A 5,113-nucleotide genomic window follows, 5' to 3' on the forward strand; every position below is an offset into this window, starting at 1 on the left:
TAAATTATAAAATTTATAATAAAATGCAGTCCTTTTGCTTCTTTGTGGCATGCCACAAGGGCACTCCTTTCAGTCGCCCTAAAGGACTCCCTACGGTCGCAAAAGAAGTAGGGGTTTTACCCTGCGGGTACGCTTCGCAGGGGGACTAGTCCCCAAAATACAAAAAACTCAAAATCATTTGTATTTTATCTTCACCAATTTCAAATCTACTGATATCATAAATAAACTAGGCAAAAATATTAATGTTAAAAGTGAAGCAAATAAAAGTCCATAAGCCATAGCCATTACCATAGGTACAATTAAATCTGCATTGCCGCCAATTCCATAAACTGTAGGAAGAAGCCCAAATATTGTAGTAACTGTAGTTAAAAATATTGCTCTAAATCTATCTCCTGCCCCTTCAACTACTGCATTAAATACATCTTGTTTTGATTGTATGTTTCCTTCTTCTAATATTCTGTTTATCAAGTCAACCATTATAATACCATTGTTAACAACAACTCCCGCAAGCCCTACTATACCAACAGCTCCAACAAATGACATAGGCATTCTATGTGCAGCAAAACCTAATATAACCCCCACAACCCCAAAAGGTATTATTCCAAGTATCATAAGAGGCTGAATAAATTTATTGAATTGTAATAGAAGTATTAAATATATCGCTATAATAGCTACAACATATCCATATGCTATGCTTTTCATAGGCTCTTTAGTTTCTTTTACTTCTCCTCCAAACTCTATAGTTATATTAGGATAATCTTTAGATATGGAATCAAAGAATTTCTGAACAGAGTCTGTTACTCTTATAGCAGTAGTTTTTCCTAATACTATATCAGTTGTTAGGGTTATGGATTTTTTACCGTTATAGTGCCTTATGCTTGATTGATTATTTGTAACTTCTATTGTTGCTATATCTTTTAATTGTATGAGTCTTCCGTATGTGCTTGGCATATATAAATTGTTTAATACATTTGTGTCGTAGGTGTATTTTTTATCCATTCGCACCCTAAAATCAAGTTTATTTTCAAATTGCTGAATGGAAGTAGCAACTATTCCAGAGTATGCAGCCCTTAATTCTCTTGCTGCATAAGCCACGTTTACACCAAGTTCGCTCATTCTGTCATAATCAAATAACACTCTAAGCTCTTCCATACCAATCTTGTCATCATCATCATAGTTTACAACGCCTTCTAATGTTAATAAATGTGCTTTTATTTTGTCTTTAACTTCTTTAACTTTTTCAGTATCATTTCCTATTATCTTTACATCTACAGCCTTGCCTGGTGTTATAGGTAGTTTTGTGTGTATTGTAAGAAGTGCTAATTCATCTCTAAGCCCAGCATCTTCAACTGCTTTCTCTAAATCATCTGCTATATCGTATGCTACTTTTTTTCTGTTGTTTGCAGGCACTAAATATATAATTGTTCCTGCGAGATTGTCCATCTCTTCAGAAATATCAACAGTGTTTTTGTCTAATTGTTTTCCAAGTAAACTATAAACTGCAATCATATCATTAGTATCTACTGTTTTATAAATAATGTTCTCTATTTCGCTTAAATATTTTTCTGTTTTATATAATGGAGCTCCAACACCTGCATCCATATTAATAACAACAACATCAGCACTAGTATCATAAACAAGTATAAATTGAGAAAATACTATTTTAAATATAAATATGCTTACAATAAATATACTTATAAAAAATATTAATACTAAATATCTATGTTTGAGAGTGAGTTTCAAAAATTTAACAAAAGGTATTTTTAATTTATCGAATAATTTGTCTTTATCGAAGTCGAGAGGATTTTTAAAATTAAACCTTTTTTTCTTTTTTATGCCTGTTAATTCTTCATTAGTTATTAAGTTGTTTGGAAGTATCAATACAGCCTGAAATATACTTGCAATTAAAGCTATGATTACAACTTTAGGATATTGATTAAGAAGCCTTCCCATAGTGCCGCCCACAAAAAGAATAGGCACAAAAGAAGCAACTGTTGTAAGCGTTGATATTAGCATAGGCATAAATACTTCATGAACAGCATTCTTTGTGGCATCTAAACCTTTAAAACCTCTTTGGTGAAAGTTAAATATATTCTCTGATACAACTATAGAGTTATCTACAATCATACCAAGTACAGTAATAAGCCCGCCAAGAGATATAATATTAAATGTAATTCCAGAGTATGTCATAAATATCAAAGAAACCGATATAACAATAAGCATACCAAGCGAAGTAAATATTGCACTCTTAAAATCCAAAAATATTATTAGTATTATAAATATGATAATAAAACCAGTTATGATGTTTGATGATACAGCATTAAGAAGGTCGTTAATGGTTCTAGAGTTGTCAAACATAGGAACTATTTCTATATTGCTTGGAATGGTGGATTTATTTTTTTCAAAGTAAGCATTAACATTTTCTATTGTTTTTAATATATCAGCATCTTCTTTTTTTACTATGTTTATAGAGTATCCATTTTCTTTATTAACTCTCATATACACAGTTTTATCAACAAACATCTCTTCTACTCTTGCAACATCAGCTATTCTTATAGGCTTACCATTAAATATAGAGCGAACTATAACATTTGTGATTGATAGAGGGTCTTGAAATTGCCCTGTTGTAACTAATAATTTATTGTTAGCATCAATACCTTCGCTTTCGTCCGGCTTCATGCTTCCGCTTGTAAGCCTCACATTTCTTAAAGATAATGCCTGTACTATTTCGCTTAATGAAGTGTAGTATTCTTGAAGTTTGTAGGGGTCTGCTATAATTTGAATCTCTGGATCTGTTCTTCCGTATACTTCAACAGTGGCTACTCCATCAACATATTTAAGCTCTTTTTCAAATCTTTTTGATATGTCATAAAGCTCTTTTTCTGTGCCTTCCATTCCTTCTTTGAATTTTATTCCTATATTGTATATTGGAAGTCTATTAGCATTAGCCTCTGTAATTTTTATCTCTGTAACATCTTTAGATACATTCGGAGCATTTTGAAGCCTTCTAAATATTTCATCTTTTATGGGTCTTGTATCTTTTATTTTCATGTCTATTCTAATTGTAAGAATACCCGCATTTTCTATCATTATAGAATAAAACTCATCAATACCCGCTATAGTTTGAAGCTCATCTTCTATAGGTATCATAGCATTTTGTTCAACATCTTCTGGCGAAGCACCAGGGTATATTACCTGCACTATCATTACATCAAAGTTCGTAGAAGGGAAAGCCTCTTTTTTTATGGCAGTATAAGAAAACATACCAACTGCTATGGTGATTAATATTATTACATTTACTAATAATCTGTTTTTAGCAAATAGTTCTACAATTTTATCCATAATACCTCTTTATTAATAATACCTCGAGTTTTATTATGTTTTTAGTTGTTAAGAAGCACAAGCGAGTTATAATCCATAACTGTGCTTATTATCATATATTCCAAATTAAGAAGTTCTGCCCGAGCATTTACTAAATCTAATCTTGCATTAATTATCTCATCAACAGGAAGCCTTCCCTGCCTAAACCTTTCGTTTTGAGTTCTCACTCTCGAAGCTAGAGCCTGTACTTCAAGTTTTTTATCTTCAAGCATTGTTTTATACGCTTCAAACTCGTCGTAGTATGTTCCAATCTGCACATCAAAATCTCTATTGACCCTGTCAAAATCTGCAGTAACAGCTGTTAAAGCATTATATGCATCTTCCATCTTGGCCTTAGCATCTCTTCCGCCTATAGGATAAGAAAACATTAAACCCACAAAATATTCAACATTCGTCATAGTTGAAAAAGAATTAAAATAACCGCTATCATCTAAAGTGGATAATGATACACTTCCTACTATAGATAAATCTGGAAGAGAATTATTTTTCATTATAGATAATGCATATTCGCTTCTTAATTTTAATTGATAAGCCATCTGCCCCTGAGCACTCTCTAAAAAAGGCACTACATTTATTTTGGCATTAATTGAAGTTTCAAGCATATTCTCCCAATCATCTTCATTAGGCTCAACATTCTCTTCTGGTATAAAAAACTGTATGTTTCTAATTATCTTTTTTAAAATTAATTCTGACTTATTTCTTGCTTCTCTATATTTTAAAGTTTGCCTTCTTGCATTTTGATAAGCGTCATTATCTATTACACCGCTTGTGTATCTTTTGTATATTTGATTTTCAAAAGCCTTTGCCTCTCTAATCATTTCATCATAGAGTTTTATTAGTTTTTGAGACATAATCCATTGATAATATATTTTCTGATATGATGTTAATACGCTGTTATCATCTATTATTCTTTTTAATTTTGCTATTGTAAGCTGATATTCTGCATCCTTTATTGGGTACATATCTAATTTACCAAAAAAATCTCTTAATATTGGCTGAGCTATTTGTATCTCTATGCTTGGGGCATAATATTTAAAATTGTTTGTGCTTAAATTTGGAAGTCTTCCTACAACTGTTCCAAGCGGTGTATCTACAGGTATTTCCACTTCTCCCATTTTTAAATCCCCAAAGTAGCTATCATGCTGTATTTTTACAGACCACCTTGTGCCTGAATATGGTATAAGTCCGCTGAAACCTGCACCAATTCGCATGCCGTTATGCATAAAGTCTGCTGTGGGTATAATATTATATTCATCAAAGTGTTTTTGTGTGCCTATTGCTCCTGCCTGCAAATCAAACTTAACATCTCCAGAGCTTTTTGCTTTTGTTAGATTATTATATGCATTACTCTCTTGTATGGCTGTTAATTTCATCTCTGGTATTATATTTTTTATTCTTTCTATATACTCTGCATAAGAGAGTATTTCAGCATTTGTTTGAGTGTATATTGAGCTGCTTAATAAAAATAAAAATGCGGTAAAATAATATAATAATTTTTTTGACACTTTTGTACAAAACCTCATTATTATTATACTTTATATTTTATTTATGATTATTATTATATCAAGTACAGAAAAATTACTATTGTATAATAAACTACATATTTTAGTTTTTGTAAATTATCTTTATAAAAGATTACAATTTTATTAATATATAATACAACTATATTTTATTATACAAGTTTTTTATTCAATTTTTTATTGTTCTTTTTCCCGCCGCAAAAAGAACCAAA

At 31.0% G+C, this 5,113-nt stretch carries 2 protein-coding genes; both read right to left on the reverse strand.

Annotation, left to right across the window (positions count from 1 at the left end; translation table 11 throughout):
• Positions 1 to 174: 174 nt before the first annotated feature.
• The gene (locus E6A48_RS06480) at positions 175 to 3,342 is read right to left on the reverse strand and encodes an efflux RND transporter permease subunit (RefSeq protein ID WP_219709230.1); all 3,168 of its coding nucleotides are present in this window, start codon (positions 3,340 to 3,342) and stop codon (positions 175 to 177) included.
• A 41-nt stretch (positions 3,343 to 3,383) separates the two neighbouring features.
• Positions 3,384 to 4,886 (reverse strand): TolC family protein, encoded by a 1,503-nt coding sequence (locus tag E6A48_RS06485; protein WP_219709231.1) that lies wholly within the window; start codon positions 4,884 to 4,886, stop codon positions 3,384 to 3,386.
• Positions 4,887 to 5,113: the final 227 nt, after the last annotated feature.

Source organism: Brachyspira pilosicoli (assembly GCF_019402445.1).
Classification (GTDB): domain Bacteria; phylum Spirochaetota; class Brachyspiria; order Brachyspirales; family Brachyspiraceae; genus Brachyspira; species Brachyspira pilosicoli_B.